Annotated in this window: 21 protein-coding genes; 17 read left to right on the top strand and 4 right to left on the bottom strand. The window is 37.1% G+C overall.

Translation table 11 applies throughout. The features are described 5' to 3' along the window. Positions 1–108: 108 nt before the first annotated feature. From IGK91_RS10580 to IGK91_RS10565, 4 genes are all read left to right on the top strand, one after another. On the top strand, positions 109–999 hold the full coding sequence (locus IGK91_RS10580) for a LysM peptidoglycan-binding domain-containing protein (RefSeq protein WP_430605298.1): 891 nt from the start codon (positions 109–111) through the stop codon (positions 997–999). 445 nt (positions 1,000–1,444) lie between these two features. Continuing rightward, positions 1,445–1,810, top strand: coding sequence for a hypothetical protein (locus IGK91_RS10575; protein WP_016249914.1), 366 nt, complete (start codon positions 1,445–1,447; stop codon positions 1,808–1,810). Positions 1,811–2,027: 217 nt separating this feature from the next. Continuing rightward, entirely contained in the window at positions 2,028–2,222 is a 195-nt protein-coding gene (locus IGK91_RS10570; protein ID WP_010737109.1) for a hypothetical protein, read from the top strand. Positions 2,223–2,247: 25 nt separating this feature from the next. Next, positions 2,248–2,664: a hypothetical protein gene (locus IGK91_RS10565; RefSeq protein WP_010737110.1), complete on the top strand. Its 417-nt coding sequence runs from the start codon at positions 2,248–2,250 to the stop codon at positions 2,662–2,664. Between the two features lie 111 nt (positions 2,665–2,775). Here IGK91_RS10565 and IGK91_RS10560 read toward each other — a convergent pair whose 3' ends face one another. Continuing rightward, positions 2,776–4,149 carry an amino acid permease gene (locus IGK91_RS10560; protein WP_010737111.1) on the bottom strand — a complete coding sequence of 458 codons (1,374 nt, stop codon included), beginning with the start codon at positions 4,147–4,149 and terminating at the stop codon, positions 2,776–2,778. 244 nt (positions 4,150–4,393) lie between these two features. Between IGK91_RS10560 and IGK91_RS10555 the strand changes: the two genes are divergently transcribed. From IGK91_RS10555 to IGK91_RS10530, 6 genes are all read left to right on the top strand, one after another. After that, positions 4,394–5,140, top strand: a complete 747-nt coding sequence (locus IGK91_RS10555) for a metal ABC transporter ATP-binding protein (RefSeq protein WP_010737112.1) — start codon at positions 4,394–4,396, stop codon at positions 5,138–5,140. Next, positions 5,137–5,988 carry a metal ABC transporter permease gene (locus tag IGK91_RS10550; RefSeq protein WP_010720851.1) on the top strand — a complete coding sequence of 284 codons (852 nt, stop codon included), beginning with the start codon at positions 5,137–5,139 and terminating at the stop codon, positions 5,986–5,988. The genes IGK91_RS10555 and IGK91_RS10550 overlap by 4 nt, the downstream gene beginning before the upstream one ends. A 47-nt stretch (positions 5,989–6,035) precedes the next feature. Further along, positions 6,036–6,986, top strand: coding sequence for a metal ABC transporter substrate-binding protein (locus IGK91_RS10545; RefSeq protein WP_010737114.1), 951 nt, complete (start codon positions 6,036–6,038; stop codon positions 6,984–6,986). A gap of 304 nt (positions 6,987–7,290) precedes the next feature. After that, complete coding sequence (locus tag IGK91_RS10540; protein ID WP_010720849.1) at positions 7,291–8,037, top strand: hypothetical protein; 747 nt, start codon at positions 7,291–7,293, stop codon at positions 8,035–8,037. Between the two features lie 24 nt (positions 8,038–8,061). After that, positions 8,062–9,234, top strand: a complete 1,173-nt coding sequence (gene queG / locus IGK91_RS10535) for a tRNA epoxyqueuosine(34) reductase QueG (RefSeq protein ID WP_010720848.1) — start codon at positions 8,062–8,064, stop codon at positions 9,232–9,234. A 703-nt stretch (positions 9,235–9,937) separates the two neighbouring features. Then, on the top strand, positions 9,938–10,537 hold the full coding sequence (locus IGK91_RS10530) for a LysM peptidoglycan-binding domain-containing protein (RefSeq protein WP_010737115.1): 600 nt from the start codon (positions 9,938–9,940) through the stop codon (positions 10,535–10,537). A gap of 134 nt (positions 10,538–10,671) precedes the next feature. Here the strand turns inward: IGK91_RS10530 and IGK91_RS10525 are convergent, their stop codons facing one another. Both IGK91_RS10525 and IGK91_RS10520 read right to left on the bottom strand, forming a co-directional pair. Beyond that, complete coding sequence (locus IGK91_RS10525; protein ID WP_010737116.1) at positions 10,672–11,778, bottom strand: NAD(P)/FAD-dependent oxidoreductase; 1,107 nt, start codon at positions 11,776–11,778, stop codon at positions 10,672–10,674. Between the two features lie 78 nt (positions 11,779–11,856). Further along, positions 11,857–13,230 carry an MFS transporter gene (locus IGK91_RS10520; RefSeq protein ID WP_010737117.1) on the bottom strand — a complete coding sequence of 458 codons (1,374 nt, stop codon included), beginning with the start codon at positions 13,228–13,230 and terminating at the stop codon, positions 11,857–11,859. A gap of 213 nt (positions 13,231–13,443) precedes the next feature. Here IGK91_RS10520 and IGK91_RS10515 point away from each other — a divergent pair, with 213 nt between their 5' ends. From IGK91_RS10515 to IGK91_RS10495, 5 genes are all read left to right on the top strand, one after another. Further along, the gene (locus IGK91_RS10515; protein ID WP_010737118.1) at positions 13,444–14,082 is read left to right on the top strand and encodes a GyrI-like domain-containing protein; all 639 of its coding nucleotides are present in this window, start codon (positions 13,444–13,446) and stop codon (positions 14,080–14,082) included. A 72-nt stretch (positions 14,083–14,154) separates the two neighbouring features. Continuing rightward, on the top strand, positions 14,155–14,610 hold the full coding sequence (locus IGK91_RS10510) for an arginine repressor (protein ID WP_010737119.1): 456 nt from the start codon (positions 14,155–14,157) through the stop codon (positions 14,608–14,610). Between the two features lie 18 nt (positions 14,611–14,628). Further along, a complete protein-coding gene (locus tag IGK91_RS10505) occupies positions 14,629–16,164 on the top strand; it encodes a phosphomannomutase/phosphoglucomutase (protein WP_081123376.1) in 1,536 nt (511 codons plus the stop codon). Positions 16,165–16,166: 2 nt separating this feature from the next. Beyond that, positions 16,167–16,373, top strand: a complete 207-nt coding sequence (locus tag IGK91_RS10500) for a hypothetical protein (protein ID WP_010720841.1) — start codon at positions 16,167–16,169, stop codon at positions 16,371–16,373. Positions 16,374–16,526: 153 nt separating this feature from the next. Beyond that, positions 16,527–16,928, top strand: coding sequence for an organic hydroperoxide resistance protein (locus IGK91_RS10495; RefSeq protein ID WP_010720840.1), 402 nt, complete (start codon positions 16,527–16,529; stop codon positions 16,926–16,928). Between the two features lie 281 nt (positions 16,929–17,209). Here the strand turns inward: IGK91_RS10495 and IGK91_RS10490 are convergent, their stop codons facing one another. After that, positions 17,210–18,040 carry a manganese catalase family protein gene (locus IGK91_RS10490; protein WP_181934396.1) on the bottom strand — a complete coding sequence of 277 codons (831 nt, stop codon included), beginning with the start codon at positions 18,038–18,040 and terminating at the stop codon, positions 17,210–17,212. Positions 18,041–18,248: 208 nt separating this feature from the next. Here IGK91_RS10490 and IGK91_RS10485 point away from each other — a divergent pair, with 208 nt between their 5' ends. Together IGK91_RS10485 and IGK91_RS10480 are read left to right on the top strand one after the other, a co-directional pair. Then, on the top strand, positions 18,249–19,574 hold the full coding sequence (locus tag IGK91_RS10485; RefSeq protein WP_034867748.1) for an ABC transporter substrate-binding protein: 1,326 nt from the start codon (positions 18,249–18,251) through the stop codon (positions 19,572–19,574). A gap of 40 nt (positions 19,575–19,614) precedes the next feature. Next, a complete protein-coding gene (locus tag IGK91_RS10480) occupies positions 19,615–20,526 on the top strand; it encodes a carbohydrate ABC transporter permease (RefSeq protein ID WP_010737122.1) in 912 nt (303 codons plus the stop codon). Positions 20,527–20,569: the final 43 nt, after the last annotated feature.

Here is a 20,569-nt window from a genome sequence, read left to right as displayed (position 1 = left end):
GTTTATAAATAACACAGTTTAAAATGTTCAGAATGATGATTATTTGCTACAATGGGATTAAAGTAGGATTGAGAACGCTATTTTATATACTAATGGGTGGTGAAAGAAATGAACGAAGAAAACGAGCAAAGAGTCAATGTCCGAATGGCTCGTAGACAACAACAGAAAAAAGAAACGCAACGCCGATTGATCAAAATTGGTTCGGCTGTTGCTGTTTGCTTAGTCCTTATAGGTGCTGTTACAGCTCTTTATTTTCATGGAAAGAATAGTTCGAGTGCAGAAAGCTCGGTCGCAAAAACAAGCGAAACTACCACAAAAAAAGCTTCTTCCACAACGAAACCAAAAAATAAAGAAACTGCAAGTTCGACTCAAGAATCGAAAACAGGCACACTGATGGATCAGTTACAAACGATTATGACAGATTATACAAAGAAATTGGAAGAACAAACGCCTCGTTTGATCGAAGAATACCAAGCTGAGATTCAGAACAATCAAAACGGTGTGATGGGGTTGTCTGCGATTGCTAATCAAAAGGCTCGAGCGCTACAAGCTATTTCTGATGAAGGGATCAGCAAACTACAAGCAACGTATCAAGCAGCGCCAACCAAAGAAGGTATAGATCTTGCAAATTGGATCAACCAACTTTCAGCAGATTATACGGAACAAGTAGCTAAAATTTCTGATATCTATCTCCGAACAAGTGCTTCGGTACAAGCAGAAACGTCAAGCAGTCAAACAACTAGTGAAACGGAAACTAGTGTTTCTCAGACGACTGACTCAACGACACAATCTTCCAGTCAAGCTACCCAAGGAACCGAAGGACAGACAGCAAGCGCTACTTCAAATGAACAAGCTGCTACTACTGTCGTTCAACAAGGAGAAGGTCCCAACCAGATTGCGGAACGTACAGGGATACCAGTTGATAAGCTTTTATCATTGAATGGGATGACGATGGACAGCTATTTCTTCAGTCCTGGAGAAGTATTGAAATTGAATTAAGCCACTGACAAGATGCCTTGATCAGCAAAAATAAGCTAGCGACCAATCAATTGATTGGACACTAGCTTATTTTTTTGAATTGAAATGGTTTATTTACGTATATCGTAGTTTGGAGTAAGCCATTGACACAGAAATCATTGGGAGCATTATTCGATGAGAAATTTTCTTAATTTTAGAAAGTCGTAAACATTGAAAAAAGTCCGTCTAGCGCCCCTTAGCTTTCAAAAAAACGACTAAGTGGTTAGCTATTACAATGAACTTCTATCAATGCGTATATCAATCATTTGTCTTGCTTATTTTAAGTATGTTGAAAATCACTTATCTAATTGCTTCGCTTAAATTTCCTCGAAGTTGAACGTATAGGAAATTTAATGAAAAAAACGGAAAAATTGCTTGATTAGAAAGCTTTTTCGTTATAAAGTAATTTTATAAAAATAACAAGAAGATGATAGTCGTGTTTAAAAAAAGTAATTTTATTTGTTGCATAGCTATTTTGTTGTTGGGATTAACTCCACTAGTTACTTTTGGAACTAATGTTTATGCAAGTGGAATAGTAGATAATAGGTCGGATCCAATCGAGTTTTATAAAGAAAATTCGGATTATTTCGATGTTCAAGTAGAAGAGGACAGCACAATCGTAACGATAACAGACAATAATTTAAAAGCGTTTCTTGAAATGAAAGGATTGGATTCTTCATTTCTTTCTAAAAAGCAGCTCACACCAAGAAGTAATGGTGTCACTAAGATTGTGTGGCATGGACAAGCTAGAAAGGGGAATGTTGATATATATATATTAGTAAAACTTGGTTGAATAATATAAGTAAAGCCGGTATTGGAGCAATTATAGGAGCTCTAGGCAGTTTACTCCCAGGCGCTGGTTGGGGTTCCGCCATAGGTGGGATATCAGGTGTTATAACTGGTGGTAATTTTAAACATGGTAGAGTTTTTGTAGTAAGAGGATTTGTATATCAATACTATTATTTACAATGATATCTGAGTAGATATTATTTTTTAGGAAGTGTTTATGTATGAAGAAAAATCAGCATGAAGTTTTAAATATATTATCAGCTTTTATAGGCTATATAATTGTCGGCACAATAAAGGCATTGATTGATGGAACACTGAATTTTTTATCATTTTTTAATGATATATTTCTTTCAGGTCTACTTTTTATTGTATTTTATTCAATTAGTTATCTTCTAATCATGAGATTAAAAAAATGATTATTAAAAATGGGAGGCAATTAGGATGAAGAGTTTTGGATTAGGAATTCCACTTATTTTTATATTTTGTTTAGTTGGATTAGCTGTTCCAGTTGCAGCAGAACAAAATACAACGACAGATCATTTATTTATATACCTAGATGAAACGGAAAGTGAAATTGCAACAGATGTATATGTAGTTGAGAACAATGATAATATTGTAGAAATTACTAAATCTAATCATTTAGTGAGAGTTAGTCCAATCTTTTCAGCCCAAGTTTGGATGAAAGTAGGATCGACTTGGGGTGGGAAACCTGCACAAAGTAAATATTGGTATGTTGAATATGTAAGTGGTCGAAAGTATCAAGGGTATGTTTATTGGACAGGAGACAAAAGAGTAGCAAATTGGGGACCACCACCACAAATGGAATTTAAATTCCAAGGAACTTTAGATTTAGTATAGAAAAATTTCTATTTGTTTCAAACAATAAAAAACGCTATTTGTGCATTTAACTAAAAAAGAGTAAAAAAGCAGGGTCCCACTTGATGGGAAGCCCTGCTTTTTTGATGAAGATTAGCGACTTTTCAGTCTTCGTTCACGTAGAAAATAATGAATCGTCATGTAGCACAAAAACACGAGACCAATAATCAATGGAATTCTTGTTTCTTGATTGATAAACATAAAAATCAAGACAATGGCTAAAAATAATAAAGTAAGATAATTGGTATAAGGTGATAATGGCATTTTAAATGGATGATCTCTCATTTCTTCTGGGTGTTGTTTTTTAAATTGGATCTCACTAAGTAAGATAACCACCCAAGGAACCATCCCCGGTAAAATACTGGAACTATAGACAAAAACGAAAATATTTTCTGCATGATTCACAAACAAAGGTAACAGGTAATTTAAAACTAGGCCAATCAATATCCCGCTAGAAATCGCTACGACTGGATAAAAAGGTACGCCATGACGGGTTAGTTTTAAAAATTTCCTCGACATTTTTCCATTGATTGCTAAGGTGTAGATCATTCGACTGGCACTGAAAATACCCGAATTACACCCAGATAAGGCAGCCGTCAAGACGACGAAATTGATCAATCCGGCAGCAAATGTGATCCCGATTTTAGAAAATGTTTGAACAAATGGGGAACCTATTGTGCCTAATTGATTCCATGGATAGATACTAACGATAATAAAAATAGCACCAATGTAAAAAATCAAGATTCGTCCAATAGTTGATTGAACAGCTTCAACGATCGTTTTTTTCGGATTTGCAGCTTCTCCAGCGGCCATTCCGATCAGCTCGATTCCTTGATAAGATGCAACAACAATGGATAGCGCAAAAAAGAAACCTTTTACTCCGCCGGTAAAGAAACCGCCGTTTTTCCAAAGATTAGAGATCCCGACTGCTTGGCCTTGATTTCCTAAGCCAAATAAGATGACACCTAGCCCTACCAGAATCATCAAAACGATCGTGCCGACTTTAATCATTGAAAACCAAAATTCTAGTTCACCAAAAGCTTTAACAGAAGCTAAGTTGGCAAGCATCAAAAAGAGGATGACGACAATCCCAGGAATGATTGTTGGCAGATGAGGCCACCAATAATTCATATATTCACCGACTGCAATGACTTCACTGATCCCGACAACAATAAACTGAAAGATGTTACTCCAAGCAGTTAAATAACCAGCGACAGGATGAAGATAATTACTAGCATAATTCGCAAAAGAACCCGTTGAAGGATCGACATAAAGCATTTCGCCAAGTGCTCGCATGATCAAATAAAGAAAGAGACCTGCGACAGCATAGGCAACCATTACTGAGGGACCTGTCCAACGAATGGTTGAGGAAGCACCCATAAACAATCCTACGCCGATCGTTCCTCCTAGTGCAATCATCTGAATGTGACGGGCACTAAGGCTTCGAGTTAATTTTTCTTCTTCCATACTAAAACTCCTTTCATTTTTGAGTAAAACAAGCAAATACGAATAAATGATAGACATTAATAACAAATAAATGATCAATAAAGACAATTTGCTTTTAAAACTCTTGATGTGATTTTACAGAAAGTTCTCATAAATTGCGAGCCTTTCTTGTAAAAAAATCATGCGGGATACTTGAAAATGCTTTCGTCTTTAGTTAAACTATAGTTAAATAAAAAGTTAGGTAAACCTAAAAGGAGTGAAGAATGTGTCAGAAGCGATCATTAATATCCAGCAATTAACCGTTGCTTATCAAGGAAAGTTAGCGTTAAACGAAGTTGATGTAATGATCCAACCCAAAAAAATCACTGGGATCATCGGTCCAAATGGTGCGGGAAAATCAACTTTTATGAAAGCTATACTGGCTTTGATTCCCAAAGTATCTGGAGAAATTTCTTTTGGTGGTTCATTGCTAAAAGAAGCACGTAAAAAAATCGCTTATGTTGAACAACGAAATGAATTGGATCTCTCTTTTCCAATTGATGTGTTAGGTGTGGTCTTATTGGGGACTTATCCATCATTAAGGTTGGGACAACGTCCGGGAAAAAAAGAAAAAGAACGAGCACAGCAAGCATTAGAAAAAGTCGGTATGGCTTCGTATGGGAAGCGACAAATAAGCGAATTGTCGGGTGGACAGTTACAACGTGTTTTTATTGCCCGCGCATTGGCGCAACAAGCAGAATGGATTTTTCTTGATGAGCCATTTGTAGGGATTGATGCCGTAAGTGAGAAAAAAATTTTTTCAATATTGAAAGAATTAAAAGCAGCAGGTAAAACGATCATCATTGTTCATCACGACTTGCACAAAGTAACAGAATATTTTGATGAAGTGATTTTATTGAATCAGCAATTGATCGCTGCCGGACCTGTTGCAACGACATTTACTTCAGAAAATCTGAAGATTGCTTATGGTGAAGTGATCGGGCAATTAGTGAAAGGAGCAAAAGAAAAATGATCCAATCGTTTATTGAAGGAATGATGAACTACCAGTTTTTACAATATGCATTGTTCACATCAATGCTCGTTGGTTTGGCTTCCGGGGTGATCGGATCTTTTATCATCTTACGAGGGATGTCGTTGATGGGAGATGCTATTTCACATGCGGTCTTACCAGGAGTAGCAATTTCCTACATGTTTGGCTTTAGTTATATTTTAGGTGCCACGGTCTTCGGCATGTTGACGGCAGGACTCATTGGTTTTGTTACCCAACGAAGTCGATTAAAGAATGATACAGCAATCGGTATCGTCTTTAGTTCATTCTTTGCATTAGGAGTCATTTTGATTTCTTTTGCCCAAAGTGCTACGGATCTGTACCATATATTATTTGGAAATGTGTTAGCGGTGAGAGAAAGCGACCTGCAGATGACGGCGATCGTTAGCGGTATTGTGTTATTGTTTGTGTTCATTTTCTATAAAGAACTCAAAATTACTTCTTTTGATCCGATGATGGCTAAAGCTTATGGGCTAAATATTACCTTGATCCACTATTTGCTCATGTTTTTCCTGACGTTAGTCGCAGTGGTTAGTTTACAGACAGTAGGGACGATCTTAGTGATTGCGATGTTGATCACACCAGCTGCTACAGCTTATCTATTAACGAATAGTTTAGTGAAAATGATTGCTATCTCATCAACAGTTGGTGTATTAAGTGCAATCTTGGGGGTATTTTTTAGTTATAGCTATAACTGGCCTTCCGGTGCAACCATCGTTTTAGCTTGCGCGCTATTCTTTCTGTTGGCATTTTGCTTTTCACCTTCTAAGGGAATCTTTTTTGCTCATAAACGGGTCATAAAAAGCGAGTAAAAAGAATGATCATGTAAAAAAAATCATTTGAAAAAAGGAGTAATGAGATGAAAACCAATAACTATCGGATTTTTTGGGTAATGTTCGCAAGTTTCTTTTTGTTAGTGGGCTGTGGCAGTCAAGAAAAGCAGGAAGCTAATAAAGAAACGACTAAAGAAACATTGAATGTTGTAGCAACCAACTCTATCTTAGCGGATATGGCAAAAGAAGTAGGAAAGGAACATGTAGCTGTTCATAGTATCGTGCCTGTAGGAACAGATCCTCATGAATATGAAGTGTTACCAGAAGATATCAAAAAAGCGAGTGATGCCGATGTGATTTTATATAATGGGCTAAATCTAGAAACTGGTAATGGCTGGTTTACGAATTTAATGGAAACCACACATAAAAAAGAAGAGAAAGATTATTTTGCAGTGAGTAAAAAAGTAACACCCATTTATTTATCAGGTGGGAGTTCCAAGAGTAAAGCTGACCCTCATGCCTGGTTAGATTTATCGAATGGGATGAAGTATGTAGAAGAAATTACCCGTATTTTTTCAGAAAAAGATGCTGAAAATAAAGCAGTCTATGAAGAAAACGCAAAAAAATATATTGAAAAGTTGAGCGAATTGGATGAAAAAGCTAAAACAAACTTTCAAACAATTCCTGAAGATAAAAGATTATTAGTAACGAGTGAAGGAGCTTTCAAATATTTTTCCAAAGCTTATGGAATCCCAGCAAGTTATATTTGGGAAATCAATACAGAAAGTCAGGGAACACCTGAACAAATGAAACAAATCATCAATCAAGTAAGAGACTCTGCAGTACCCGCTTTGTTTGTCGAAACAAGTGTTGATCCTAGAAGCATGGAACGTGTAGCGAAAGAAACGGGAGTAGCTATCTATGATCGATTATATACAGACTCTATCGATAAGGAAGGCAAACCAGGAGATTCTTATTATAAGATGATGGACTGGAATATCCGAACGATCCATGATGGGTTGACTCAAGAAAAATAAATGGTACAAAATAACTTTCATTCAAAAAAACTAGAAAAGAATGCGTGCTAAATAGCCAGCCGAAGAGATCAAAATCAGTTCGTTAGATTTTGGTTTCTTCGGCTTATTTATGCTAAAAATCAAGATTCAAAAAACAAGAAGCAGGAGGATTCATTTACCCTGATTTATATGGAAAGGAGATCAAGCGAAGGCTCACTTATTTTGCAAGTAAAAAAATAAAAAAAACGTCTGCTTTTTGTTAGTTTCGGATACCTTTTTTTGTTGTTTTCCGTTATAGTTAAAGATAAGAAAGGAAGGTAAAGCTATGAATTTTACGCGTAAAGATAAACAACTAATCAAAGAAGAAATCCTTAAAGTGATCGAACAACAGGATAGCTCTGATAAAGATCAAGACCTTCAATTTCTTGAAACAGAAATGGCTAAATTATTCATAGCAAGTCCAAGTGAATCGGATGTAGAAGAACGTTATCCGGGGAAATGGCTTTTTGATGAATTTCAGCCATTAGATGAACAGACTGGAATTGGTTATTTTGTCTCGATTTCTTCTGTTGGATTTATTCCAGGAGTATTAGTGAAACAAAATAATGAAATCAATATCAAGGCATGGCCAGCATTATTTTCCACAATGGGGACAGAAGGGGTCATTGAAAAAATTCAATCGGCTTATTATAAAAGTTCGTTTATTGCAAATAGTAAACTAATGAATACATTCTATAATCGTTTGGTTTTGATTGCCCGCCCAGGAGATATTCCACAAACATTTACCTACTCGCAGCAAAAGAATCTCTACGAAGAAACATTATATTCCAGAGATTTATCCACTTTTTCCGCAGTAGAACAGGTTCGATTGCATGAATTGTTGCATACTAAGCCAGTATCGCTCAACTTTTTTCAAGCGCTAGATAACCAAAGAAAATGGTTGTCTCTCAACTATTGGGAAATCTTTGCTACTAGAAAAAGATGGATGGAAGAACGAAAGATCGCAGATCAACAGATCCAATTTGTCCAGCTAAAAAGAGATCGGCTTTATTACGGAATTTATAGTCGCTAGCAATTATTTGAATAGGTGGAAAAGATGACAAAAACCTTAAAAGAAGAAATCATTGAAGAAAGCAAACGTTTAGGTATTGATAAAATCGGATTTACGACGGCAGAACCCTTTGATTATTTAAAAGAGTCTTTAGAAGAACAAAAAGCCGCTGGACATACTTCGGGATTTGAACATCCAGTAATTGAAGAACGTTTATATTTAGAAAAAACTTTTGATCGCCCACAATCGATTATCGCTATTGCTTTAGCTTATCCAACCAAGATCCATGAAGAGGTCCCAAAAGATGAAAAAAGAGGACAATTTGCACGGGCATCTTGGGGAATCGATTACCATGATATTTTACGTGACCGTCTCAATCAATTGATTACTTTTATCCAAAGCAGAGCAAGTGTCTGGCAACAAGAAGAAGCTTGGCGGTTTGCCCCACAAGTGGATACTGGAGAATTAGTAGATGTGGCTGTTGCACAAAGAGCAGGACTAGGATTTATTGGTCGAAATGGGTTGCTGATCACAGAAGAATACGGTTCATTCGTGTATCTTGGAGAAATTGTCACCAATATCGTATTTGAACCTGATGAACCAGGTGTTTTTGGCTGTGGTGATTGTACTCGTTGTGTGACAGCTTGTCCGACAAAAGCTTTGTTAGGCGATGGCAGGATGAATGCACAAAGATGTTTATCTTATCAGACCCAAACCAAAGGGCTAATGCCAAATGAGTATCGGAAAAAAATGCGAAATGTCATTTACGGGTGCGATATCTGTCAGTTAGTCTGTCCTTATAATCAAGGGAAAGATTTCCATTTCCATGAAGAAATGGAACCAAAAGTAGAAGAAGTCTATCCGAAATTAAAACCAATGCTTTCTTTATCAAATAAAGAGTTTAAACAACAGTTTGGGCATTTAGCTGGTTCATGGCGAGGGAAAAAACCATTGCAAAGAAATGCTTTGATTGCTTTAGCAAACCTTGGGGATACTTCGGCTTTACCTGAGATCGAAAGTTGCTTAAGTGATGTTCGACCGGTTATTCGAGCAACCGCTGCTTGGTCGATTGGGCGTTTAGGTAGAAAAGAACCAGAAAAATGGTTGGAAACTTTAGAGCAAATGAAACAACGCGAAGAAGATCAAGAAGTGATCACAGAAATTATAGAAGCGCAAGAAATGTTAGCCAAGAAAACGAAGCGAAAAAAGAGGACATGAAAGAAGCGGTCAGCTCCGAGCGAATAAGAGAAAATTTTATGTACAAGATTCCTTTCACTTCTATAATAAGAAAAAAATAGAGTATTATGCTAAAACAAGCGTAGTACGACAAAGAGACTAGGACAGTTAGTTTGTTCTAGTCTTTTTATTGATTAAAGTAAAATAATGGATCATAACTAAATAATAAAAAGAATCTGTATTAGAAAATTTCAATACTTAGAGTAGTATAATCCACTGAATGTTCGACTTGTTTATAATTGAAGCAGTTCAAAAAATAGAATACTATCGTTTTTTTAGCAAAAAATCTAGAAATACCAGAAATTTCAAAAGTATTAAAAAACTTATCCTAAAATTTTTTAGTAAAGGTTGTAATAATTACTCAATTTTTTGTCGTTTTGACACATAATTACTAAAAAAAAGGATAAATTAAATAAAAAAATCAAAAAAGTTAAAAAAAAATACTAGAAATATTACAAAATATAAGATTTTCTAAACTTTATAAGAAAATGTTAAAAAACGGTTTCTTTCTTATGATATAAGGGTTCTAGGACTTTAGTCGTACTTTTTTGTCCAGAGCTATGTTACAAATGTTAAAAATTAGGATATTTTGTCATTAAATGTCATATTTCTTTTACCTATGAAATATTTCTAGATGATAAAGTTAATGACGTTGATAAATACATGGAAAAAAAAGGAGATAAACATGAATTCAATTAAGAAGATCGTTTTAGGAACAACTTTTGCTGCTGGTGCAACTGCAATGTTTGTAGGAACAACTGCTCATGCTGACGAAGTCTATACAATTAAATCAGGTGATTCACTATCAAAAATCTCACAAAAATTTGTTGGAGATAACTCATTGATCGATGCAATCGCTGAAAAAAATGGTATCAAAGACATCAACCGCATCTACGTTGGCGAAGAATTAACGATCCCGACTTCAAGTGATGCTTCAGCAAAAACAGTCGAAGCACCAAAAACAACTGAAACAGTAACGGAAGAACATACATATGTTGCTCCAGTTAAAACAGTTGAAGTAACACCTGCTGCTCCAGCTGCTCAAACAGCAACAGCTCCAAGCAATTCAAGTTCTGCAAAAGAATGGATTGCGAATAAAGAATCAGGCGGTTCTTACACAGCAACTAACGGCCGTTACATCGGACGTTACCAATTAGATGCATCATACTTAAATGGTGACTATTCTGCTGCAAACCAAGAACGCGTAGCTGATCAATATGTATCATCACGTTATGGCTCATGGGATGCTGCTCAAGCATTCTGGTTAGCAAACGGCTGGTACTAAGTCGATTATTGAATACTAATAAAAAGACAAAACCAAGAAATCGTGTCATTCGATTTCTTGGTTTTTTTGCTGTTTAGGGATGAGACGGTAATGACGAAAAATAAATGAATGAAATAGTTATCTCTTTGTTCATCTTAGGTTTTCTTGATGTAGTTATGGAGATCTTTTTGATAGTCCGTTCCATGCCACTTACCAGTGTTTATAAATTCAGCTAAGAGATAACCGATATAAGGACCAGTCGTTAAACCAGAAGAACCGAGTCCACTTGCGACGATCAGATTTGGTTCATCGAATAAAGGACCAAAAAACGGAGCAAAATCAGACGTATATGCCCTCGTTCCTACTTGTAACTGATAAGGCTGTGAAAGTAATTTTTCTGGTTGTACAAAAAAAGCTTTTGTCTGTTCAGCCAACTGTAAAAATGCTTCATTAGTAGGAGTCAGATCCCATCCTTGCTCATTTTCATGTGTAGCGCCCAATAAGATTTTTCCGTCATTGAAGGGAATGAGGTCTGCTTCTCCATCTAGCATGGCAACAGGCCATTTTTGGCTTTGGAACTGATGAGTAGTAAAAGCGATCAACTGCCCTTTTTGAGGACGAAGATCGACCTGATAGCCTAATGGTTCCAATAAAGGCTTCAAGGAAGGACCAGGAGTCAAAATGACCCGGTCAAACGGTTCTTCACCAAATTCTCCGAGGATCAGCCAATCATCACTCCTTTTTTGTAGGCGAATCTTATCGTTTATTACTGTTACACCAGCCCTTTTCAAGCGTGCCGTTAAATAATGAAGGTAAGCTTTTCCGTCTAAACGGCCACCACCAGTGATGAATAAAGAGGGGGTCGGTTTTAATAAAGGAAGTAAATCAGCTGTTTGATCCGCTTTTAATAAATGGATTTCTCCGATCTCAGGTGCCTCTTTTTTTCGTTCTTCTGCAAGATCAAGTAATTCTGCTAATTGTTCTTTTTGTCGAAGCAAGAGTGTACCGGAACGAGCATAAATGGTCGGATCAAGTGCGAAATCTTGCACTAATTTTGGGAAAAATGCCGCACCGTCTTTGGCTAAACGATACCATGTTTTATTTCTTCTTTTGGATAACCATGGAGAAATGATTCCCGCACTTGCTTTGGTTGCCTGACCGATTCCATGGTCAAATAAGGTGATGCTGTATTTTGTGGTATCTACATAATTGGCTAATGTCATACCGATGATTCCACCACCGATAATGGCGATTTTTTCCATGTTTGATTCCTCCTTTACTTACAAATTGTATTTTTGCACAAAAAAACGGCAGTTGCAAACGACTGCCGTTTCAATCAATCATGAATGTTTTGTAGTTAAACTATAACGAATAAATAAGATAAAGCTGATAACTAATAGAAGAAGTAATACACCTAAAGCAACTTGTGAACCGAATGTCGTGGCGACTTTATAGCTCAAATCAGCATGCGCTTGAATAAGGTTGATAATGATTGCCACTAATGAAGTAGCAACGGCACCAGAAAATTGTTGTAAGGTATTAAAAACAGCATTGCCATCACTTTGATAGTCATCCGTTAAAGCATTCATCCCAGTGGTCATCATATTGCTATAAGACAAACCAATCCCTATCATATAGATCACGTGGCAAGTAATCAACAATAGCAATGAAACATGTCCTAGAAGAAAGACTAGTGCGGACCAACCAACAAGAGCAAGGAGTAATCCGGCAAAAATCGGTTTTTTGGGACCGTGTTGATCAAGCAGTTTTCCAGAAAACGGCGATAATACAGCGCCAATCGTAGCTCCTGGCAACATGGCGATTCCAGCGATGAAAGGACTGTTTCCTTGAACAATCTGAACAAAATTTGGTAAGACAAAAGAAACGCCTAGCAATAAGAACTGGTAGATTAAAAAGCTAAATAAGAACAAGCGAAATGTTTTATTAGAAAAAATGGTTAGTTGTATCAATGGATAATCGGCTTTTTTTGTTCGTTGGTAAAAAAGGATCCCACCAATAATCGCTATTAGTAACGCAAACCAACTAAGCGGTTGTCCTAGCATACTCAAAAACGTTAAGCTACCGCTAAATAATAAACACAAACTAAATACACTCAACACATCCAAACGTCCACTTTTTTGAACGGGCATTGAAGGAATAGCAACCAAGCCGATGCCAAGAGAAAGAATCAAAATAGGAATCAAGAAAAGAAAGATATGATTCCAAGTGAAATTTGAAGTTAAGATTCCCCCATATGTTGGCCCGATAGCCGGAGCAATTGCTGTGGTCAGTGTTCCCACCCCCATCATCGCGCCGCGGCGGTTCATAGGCGCAAAGGTCAAAATAATATGGAACATTAGTGGTAAAGCAATCCCGGTAGCTGCCCCTTGTAAAAGCCGACCAAGTAATAAAATGAAGAAAGTCGGAGAAAAGAAGTCAACAATGATTCCTGCTAAAAAAAGCAGGTTTGAAAGTAAAAAGAGACTTCTAAGGCTGAAATTTCGTGTTAAATAAGTTGATAATGGTACGATGATCGAGATCATCAGCAGGTAAATCGTTGTCACCCATTGAACTTGTGCAGTCGTTAATTGAAACTGGTTGATCAACGTTGGAAATGTGACGTTCATTGCTGTTTCGATCAACACTCCCGCAAAAGACATCATGCCGGTTGCGATGACTGCAGGTACTAAGAGTAATTGTTTTTGTTTTGTCATGTCCTCACCTCAAAAAATTTCGTAAAAAAAGAGAGTGATTTCTATTATAAAAATAGAAACCGCCTCTCTCTCGACACGTAATATACGTGTTATCTGTACGATTTATTTCCATCGCTTATTCTAGCATAGAGGTAAAAAAAGTGTCAACCAGGTTAGCCAAGTCTTTTGAAAAGAGTTATGATAGTAGAGAATAAATCATCGCAGGAGGAAAAAATGGCTACGATTGATTGGAAAAAAACGGAACCAGGTTATAGTAGTAAAAAAAAGCCACAGATCTTAACGTTATCCCCACAGAATTTTTTTAGCATAAAAGGAGTAGGGGATCCAAATGAAGACGATTTTCAGCGACGAGTGGCAGCTTTATATGCTGTTAGTTATGCGATCCGAATGGCCCCAAAGAAAAATTGGCAGATTCCTAACTATCTTCCCTACACTGTTTATCCATTAGAAGGACATTGGGGATTACAAGAAGCTTATTTGCAAGAAAAAGTAATGAAGAAGAGTCATTTTGCTTATCAGATTATGATCAAACAACCTGGATTTGTGACGAAAGAAGTTGCACATGAGGCTCTACTACGTGTAGCGGACAAAATTCCCAATGATTTGTTCGACCAAGTAGTATTTAGTAGCATGGATGAAGGATTAGTCGCTCAGATGCTTCACGTGGGACCATATGAGGATGAGCCACAAACCTTTGAAAAATTAACAACGTTTATCGAAGAGCAGGGGTATCAACGGATAGCTAAAGAACATAAAGAAATTTATTTAGGGGATCCGCGCAGAGCCAACCCAGAAAAACTGAGAACGATTTTGCGTGTCAAGATTGCGCCAAAAAATCAACTAAAAAAATAAAAGTAAAAAATACCAAAAAAGGCAGAAAAACGATTATTTTTTTGCTATAATCAAAGACAAGAGGTGTCCGCTATGAAAAAAATCCAACGACAAGCATTGATTCGTCAAATCATCACAGAAAAACCAATCAGCACACAAGAAGAACTATTGCTTTGTCTTCAAGACGCAGGGGTGACAGCCACTCAAGCAACTATTTCTCGTGATATCCGTGAGCTGAAGTTAGTGAAGTCTACGGATGAAAATAAGCAAGTTCGTTACAATCTGTTCAGTCAGCCTGCTGAAACGTTACATGAAGAACGACTACAAGCAGCTGTTAAAAGAGAAGTTTTGAAAATACAAGTTGTTCAATTTATGATCGTGGTGCTAACAGAAAAAGATGGGGCGGATGTCGTAACCAATTGGTTAGATGAAGTCGCTTATCCAGAAGTTGTTGCAACGATTGCTGGAGTGGATACATTCATTGTGATTTGCCGTTCGGAAGAAGAAGCACAAGATTTTGCAGAAAAATTAGAAAGAATGAGGGAATAAAAGAAGGGAGAATGATTTATGTCTTTGTTGAAAGCGCTACAAAACGGATCTGATATTCGAGGGATTCCCATGACGACGGAAACACATTCAGCTAATTTGACACCAGCTGAAATCCAAGAAATAAGTTGTGGCTTGGTTAATTGGTTAAAAAGGGATCATCCACGCAAATATCAAGAAGGTAAATTAACGGTAGGAGTGGGGCGGGATAGTCGAATCAGTGGTCCAACGTTAGAAAAAGCGCTGATTGACGGATTAATCGAACAAGGCATAAATGTTCTTGATTTTGAGTTAGCTACGACACCGGCGATGTTTATGGCTACTCAGTTTTCTCAATTCCAGTGTGATGCAAGTGTGATGCTAACAGCTAGTCATTTGCCGTTTTACTTTAACGGCATGAAGTTTTTTACAGCTAATGGCGGCGCAGAAAAAGAAGATATCGCATTTATTTTATCAGAAACAACACCAAATAAAACCAATCATAAGGGGACAGTCCAAAAAGCCGATCTGTTAACACCTTATGCAGAAGACTTAGTTCAAAAAATCAAAAATGGTATTAGAAAGAAAGGAATGTCTGACACAAAACCGTTAGCTGGCTGGCGGATCATCGTAGATGCAGGAAATGGCTCCGGTGGTTTTTTTGCTGAAAAAGTACTACAACGATTAGGGGCAGATACGACAGGTTCGCAATTTTTAGACCCCGATGGTCATTTTCCGAACCATATCCCGAATCCAGATAATGCTGAAGCCATGGCAAGTATCAAGCAAGCTGTTTTGGAAAATCAAGCCGATTTAGGAGTGATCTTTGATACGGATGTTGACCGTTCGGCAGTAGTCAGTGCAAGTGGTCAAGTGATCAATCGTAACAATTTGATCGCCTTATTAAGTACGATCGTGTTAAAAGAATACCCTGGAGCGACGATCGTAACTAATTCACCAACGTCTAATCACCTAGAAACGTTTATTGAAGAAAAAGGTGGCAGACAAGATCGTTACATTTCAGGTTATCGTAATGTCATCAATCGTGCAATTGCATGCAATAAAGAAGGGATCGATGTTCCGTTAGCGATTGAAACAAGTGGACATGCAGCATTCAAGGAAAATTATTTTTTAGATGATGGTGCCTATGTCATTGCAAAAATTTTGATGCTTTTGCCAGAACTGAAACAAACAGAACAAACGTTGGAAGAGATTATCCACGACTTAAAACAGCCACAAGAAGTACAAGAAATTAGGTTAAGGCTTAGTGGAGAGGATCCGAAAAAACAAGGGGCAACAATTATTCAAGGGCTAGCGAACGAATTGAACGAAGAGGGACTGGTATTTCATCCGGAAAATGAAGAAGGAATTCGTTACGATCTAAAAGAACCATATGGGAATGGCTGGTTTTTATTACGAGCAAGTTTGCATGAGCCATTACTGGTGCTCCAGATCGAAAATGATGAAGTTGGAAAAAATCAACACGTTTTACAGCTACTTGCGGAACATTTAAAGAAATACTCAAATGTTGAACCACTGATAGTGGATACTAAGGAAGCGAAGGGAAATGAAAAGTAAAAATGGTTGCGAACATAGTAATTTTTTTGACTGTATTAGTTTATGGTGTTAATTTTTTAGTTTTTCTTTATCTTAGAATCAATCATATCAAAAATTGTGTAGAGAAATTAGCTATTTATTTGGGAACAAACATGACTTTATTATTTACGAGTGGTATTTTTCTCTTTTTTGGAAAAATCATTGAAGATGGCATCCTTGTTTTTGAATAAGTAACTTTCATGAGAAAATAAACTAAAATTCTCATGTTAATCAAGAAGTCCTCAATCGTTGCAGTATGAATCTAGGAGCAGAATTTTTGAACAAATTGCTAGATATGCTTACACTGGTAATAGACGAAGTGTCATATCGAAAGGAGCAGTACAATGAAAAAATTATACGAAACAGCGATGATTAATCATGGCGGACGAGAAGGCGAAGTAGCAGCACCAAATGGTTCGATGCAAATGAAGATCACTCCTCCAGGCATCCATGCTGAAGGAACAAATCCGGAACAACTATTTGCTGCGGGCTATGCCTCATGTTTCAATGGTGCACTGCAACATATGATCAAAGAAGCTAATTTGTCCGTAGACTCCACAGTTAAAGCACGGGTTTCACTTTACACACTTGATGAGGGTGGTTATAAAATCGGTGTGGTCTTAGAAGTACATGTTGACGATGTGAGCGAGGAACAAGCCAAGCAATTAGCGGAAGATGCCCATGATTACTGCCCTTATTCAAAAGCGACAAGAGGAAATATTGATGTTGAGGTAGTGACAGTTTAAACGATTTTTCTATCTGAGGAAGAAGTAAGTACCTTTAGATAAGTACTTTTTTATAAAAAACAGGACCGGTAGAATTTTCTATCGGTCCTAAAAATGATGGTGACGAGTCTCAAACTATTCTTGGCTTATAAATGCCAATAGAAGCTAAAAAATGATCGACCAGCAAGCATTTCTACTGTCTTTAGTAGGACAGCAATGGCTTGCAGGTCGATCATTCTTATTTTTATTCTGTTGAGTGGTAAGGACCCAAAGGATGTTGGACATAACCACTTTTGCATGTTTTATTTTTTACTTGGCGGTGTTCCATACATTTTTGGTGTAACCCGTTGTAATTTTGGTTTATCACCTTCAATTTTTGGTTCTGCTAACCATTGGTATTCGACTTCACCATCTAAGGCTTCGCCACTTGCCCAAGAGCCTTTACTACTTTCATCACCTTCTGAGAAATTATAAAAGTCATAGGCGATATCTTTTCGTTCGTTTTCACGATTGAACGTACTTGGTACAAGAATGGAGCCTTCATTTTCTTCCAATTCTTTCACGGCACTTGCCCATAAGTTTTGATGATAACTATCTCTTGCAAGCAAGACTGCCAGTAAATCTTTGACGCCACGGTCATCGATCATTTCATAGATACGAGCAACTTGTAACCGTCCTTGAGATTCAGCATTTAGATTGGCACGGAAATCAGCTAACAAGTTTCCACTTGCAACGATATAACCTCCACTCCAAGGGTTGCCAACACTATCAGCAGGGCGTGGTCCTAAGCCAGCGACAATTGCATGCTGAGGATTCATACCAGAGATGATTGCACCGATCGTAGGATCTTTTTTCATTGCTTCTTCTTGGTCTTCAACTGGCGCATCTTCTAATAATCGTGCGACCATCGTTGCTAACATTTCGACATGTCCAAGTTCTTCTGTTGCGATATCCATTAACATGTCTTTATATTTTTCTTCTCCTCGGCAGCTCCAACCTTGAAACAAGTATTGCATTGCCACACTCATTTCTCCGTATTGTCCACCGATAAGCTCTTGTAAATATTTTGCGATTAACGGATTCGGACGATCTGGTTTTGCTTCAAACTGTAATTCCTTTTGGTGTCTGAACATCAAAAATTCCTCCTAATCTTTTATTAATACATTTACATTCTGCACTTTAAAATGAGAAAATACAAAGGAAATACTTAGAAAAAATATAGTGGTAGATTTAATCTGATATATGAGTAGGCACGCCTAATAAATTGTTATTTTCTGATTAAAATGATATCGGTTGCAAATGACAAAAGATAACCTTTTTATTAAAAAACGGAGGGATAAAATGAAAAAGTTGTTAGTTACTGGGGTGCTGGCAAGTACAGCATTATTTTTGTTGGGAGGTTGTGGTTCAAGTAGTGCAAAGTCAAACGCAGCTAGTTCATCTGAAAAAACAAGTGACGGGAAGAAAACTATTGATTTCTGGTCATTTTGGGGATCAGGAGCACGTAAAGAAGTGATCGAAGAGATCATTGACGAGTACAATCAATCACAAGATAAGATCCAAGTAAATTATAAATACCAACCGTGGGGGGATATTTGGACCAAATCATTGTCAGCGATTACAGCGGGGAATGCACCAGACGTGATTGTTCAAGATATCAATTCAGTTGCTCAAAGAGCTGAAGCGCAACAGGCCACAAACTTATCTAAATATGTAGATGAAGAGACCTCAAAAGATTTTTATCCACAATTATGGGATACAGTGGAGTACAAAGGTGATCCCTATGCGATTCCGTTCAACACAGATACTCAAGTTATTTTTTATAATAAAAAATTATTTAAAGAAGCAGGAATCGCTGAAAAAGATTTACCAACTACATGGGATGAATTAGAAAAAAACGCCCATCAATTGGATAAAAAAGATAAAAAAGAATTCACACGAATTGGATTTTATCCTTTATGGAATTTAGGGGCAGATGTCTGGGCATTAAATGCAGATAATGGGACAAGCTGGTTTGATCAAGACGACAAAATCAAAATCGATACGAAGAATAAAGTTGAAGCATTAGAGTGGATCCAAGATTGGCAAGACTATTATGGGAAAGATACGATCAATAAATTAGAGGCAGAATTTGGCTCAGGTGTTTCTGATCCATTCATCTCAGGTTTAGTCGCAATGCGTGCCCAAAATATCAATTATTATTCGAGCTTGATGGAAAATGCTCCAGAAGATTTTGATTTTGGTGTCATTCCGCTTCCAGAAAAAGAAAAAGGTTCTGGTCATTGGTCATGGGGCGGCGGCTTTGTACTCGAAGTACCTTATGGGGCAAAAGATCCAGAAGCTTCTTATGACTTTATCAAGTACCTTTCTTCACCAGAAGTTCAAGAAAAATTTGGCGAAAAGAGTTTTGATATCATGGCAAGTAAAACAGCCAATGAGAACTTAGTGAAGAATGAACAGCTAAGTGACAAGGGACGAATGATCTATCAAATGGCTGATGAGAATTTCAAAAATACGGTCATTACACCTGTCCCATTAGCAGCACCAGATTATACGACACTAGTGAACGAACAAATCGATCAAATTCTCTTAGGAACAAAAACACCGAAAGAAGGTTTAGCTGATGCTCAAAAAGCGGTGGAGAATCTAGTAAAACAAAATAACTAATCAACTGTTGACTAATTGAAAGAAAAAAGGAGGCAAGAAAATGAAGCGTTTATCAATCCGAAAGAAAAAAGAGGCAAGATGGGCCTATTTATTTATCTCGCCTTTTATTATTGGCTTTGTCGTCTTTATGTTAGGGCCCATGCTTTTTTCTGTTATCGGAAGTTTCACTGATTATAATTTGACTTCTAAAATGAATTTCATTGGATTAGCTAATTTTAGACGGATGTTTCTACACGATGATCTTTTTTGGAAATCATTATACAATACAGTGTATTTCGTCCTATTCAATGTTCCTTTAACCACAATGTTTAGCGTATTTCTAGCAACGATTTTAAACCAAAAGATCAGAGGTATCAGTATTTTCCGAACGATGTTTTATTTACCTGCAGTCCTATCTGGTGTTGCTGTTTATATTTTATGGATGCAGCTGCTTTCACCTTCTGCCGGGTTGATCAATACGTTTCTAGGTTGGTTCAATATTTCTGGACCAGCCTGGTTGTTTGATCCTAACTGGACAAAGCCAGCTTTGATTTTAATGAAAATCTGGAGTTCTGGCGGAGCAATGTTGCTTTATTTAGCGACTTTGCAAAACGTTCCACGCTCTTTATACGAATCAGCAGCGATTGATGGTGCTGGCGTATGGGGGAAATTTAAAAATATCACGTTGCCATTGATCACACCGATTATCTTTTACGATGTGATTACTTCAACGATTGGTTCTTTTCAAATTTTTCAAGAGGCTTATGTGATGACTAAAAATGGAACAGGTGGACCAGCTAACTCTTTACTATTTTATAATCTTCACATGTGGAATAAAGCTTTTGTCGCATTCGACATGGGGTACGCAATGGCGATGTCAATGATCCTATTTTTGATCGTGTTAGTATTGACTTTTATTAATTTGAAACTGGCACCTAGATGGGTCTATTACTCTGGAGGTGATGGCAAATGATGGAATATTTCAAAAGAACAAGTGTTAATCGCCAAACAAAAAA

It is taken from the genome of Enterococcus sp. DIV1208 (genome assembly GCF_050530455.1).
Lineage (GTDB): Bacteria > Bacillota > Bacilli > Lactobacillales > Enterococcaceae > Enterococcus_B > Enterococcus_B hirae.
The sequence above is the reverse complement of the archived record's forward strand: the minus strand, read 5'-3'. Positions and strand labels throughout refer to the sequence as shown.

Excerpts from the sequence above, each read along its gene's own strand:
- IGK91_RS10580 (WP_430605298.1), top strand. The coding sequence starts at position 109 with ATGAACGAAGAAAACGAGCAAAGAGTCAATGTCCGAATGGCTCGTAGA.
- IGK91_RS10575 (WP_016249914.1), top strand. The coding sequence starts at position 1,445 with ATGATAGTCGTGTTTAAAAAAAGTAATTTTATTTGTTGCATAGCTATT.
- IGK91_RS10570 (WP_010737109.1), top strand. The coding sequence starts at position 2,028 with ATGAAGAAAAATCAGCATGAAGTTTTAAATATATTATCAGCTTTTATA.
- IGK91_RS10565 (WP_010737110.1), top strand. The coding sequence starts at position 2,248 with ATGAAGAGTTTTGGATTAGGAATTCCACTTATTTTTATATTTTGTTTA.
- IGK91_RS10560 (WP_010737111.1), bottom strand. The coding sequence starts at position 4,149 with ATGGAAGAAGAAAAATTAACTCGAAGCCTTAGTGCCCGTCACATTCAG.
- IGK91_RS10550 (WP_010720851.1), top strand. The coding sequence starts at position 5,137 with ATGATCCAATCGTTTATTGAAGGAATGATGAACTACCAGTTTTTACAA.
- IGK91_RS10545 (WP_010737114.1), top strand. The coding sequence starts at position 6,036 with ATGAAAACCAATAACTATCGGATTTTTTGGGTAATGTTCGCAAGTTTC.
- IGK91_RS10540 (WP_010720849.1), top strand. The coding sequence starts at position 7,291 with ATGAATTTTACGCGTAAAGATAAACAACTAATCAAAGAAGAAATCCTT.
- queG (WP_010720848.1), top strand. The coding sequence starts at position 8,062 with ATGACAAAAACCTTAAAAGAAGAAATCATTGAAGAAAGCAAACGTTTA.
- IGK91_RS10530 (WP_010737115.1), top strand. The coding sequence starts at position 9,938 with ATGAATTCAATTAAGAAGATCGTTTTAGGAACAACTTTTGCTGCTGGT.
- IGK91_RS10525 (WP_010737116.1), bottom strand. The coding sequence starts at position 11,778 with ATGGAAAAAATCGCCATTATCGGTGGTGGAATCATCGGTATGACATTA.
- IGK91_RS10520 (WP_010737117.1), bottom strand. The coding sequence starts at position 13,230 with ATGACAAAACAAAAACAATTACTCTTAGTACCTGCAGTCATCGCAACC.
- IGK91_RS10515 (WP_010737118.1), top strand. The coding sequence starts at position 13,444 with ATGGCTACGATTGATTGGAAAAAAACGGAACCAGGTTATAGTAGTAAA.
- IGK91_RS10510 (WP_010737119.1), top strand. The coding sequence starts at position 14,155 with ATGAAAAAAATCCAACGACAAGCATTGATTCGTCAAATCATCACAGAA.
- IGK91_RS10505 (WP_081123376.1), top strand. The coding sequence starts at position 14,629 with ATGTCTTTGTTGAAAGCGCTACAAAACGGATCTGATATTCGAGGGATT.
- IGK91_RS10500 (WP_010720841.1), top strand. The coding sequence starts at position 16,167 with ATGGTTGCGAACATAGTAATTTTTTTGACTGTATTAGTTTATGGTGTT.
- IGK91_RS10495 (WP_010720840.1), top strand. The coding sequence starts at position 16,527 with ATGAAAAAATTATACGAAACAGCGATGATTAATCATGGCGGACGAGAA.
- IGK91_RS10490 (WP_181934396.1), bottom strand. The coding sequence starts at position 18,040 with ATGTTCAGACACCAAAAGGAATTACAGTTTGAAGCAAAACCAGATCGT.
- IGK91_RS10485 (WP_034867748.1), top strand. The coding sequence starts at position 18,249 with ATGAAAAAGTTGTTAGTTACTGGGGTGCTGGCAAGTACAGCATTATTT.
- IGK91_RS10480 (WP_010737122.1), top strand. The coding sequence starts at position 19,615 with ATGAAGCGTTTATCAATCCGAAAGAAAAAAGAGGCAAGATGGGCCTAT.